The following is a 448-nucleotide window of genomic DNA, read 5'->3' on the forward strand; positions in this document are numbered from 1 at the left end:
GGCAATCGCATTGTGCTTGACGTAGCCGACCCCGCGTTCGTCCTTTCCCTTCGTACGCGCCCGGTAGGGCGCACAAGCCCGTGGCGTAAATCCCCAGTAGCGGGCAAAGGCGTGCAGCCGCACATTGAAGCGCACCTCCCGCGTCGCCGCATCGTGATGTTCGACCAGCGCCTTCGGATTATCGAACAGCACTTCCGTTGGAACCCCGCCGAAGCGAAGGAAGGCTCCTTCCATCCCCTCCAACCAGTCCGCCTGGCGCTCCCGAAGCGAGGGACGGATATGCAGCCGACGCGAGTAACCCAGCGTTGCCACAAACAGGTGCACCCGAACACGCTCGCCGCCGATCCACGCCCGCGTGTCGCCAAAGTCGATCTGCATCTGATGTCCCGGCGCCGTCTCAAACCGAACCGTTGCGCGCTTCTGCACCCTCAACTCCCGACGCCAACCC

Annotated in this window: 1 protein-coding gene; it reads right to left on the bottom strand. The window is 64.1% G+C overall.

Features of this window, described 5'->3' with window-relative positions; all coding sequences use genetic code 11:
- On the bottom strand, window positions 1-448 hold a 448-nt coding region (gene istA, locus EN780_RS37780; RefSeq protein WP_128276666.1), incomplete at both ends, for an IS21 family transposase.

The organism is Mesorhizobium sp. M4B.F.Ca.ET.089.01.1.1 (genome assembly GCF_004022605.1).
GTDB classification, from domain to species: Bacteria; Pseudomonadota; Alphaproteobacteria; order Rhizobiales; family Rhizobiaceae; genus Mesorhizobium; species Mesorhizobium abyssinicae.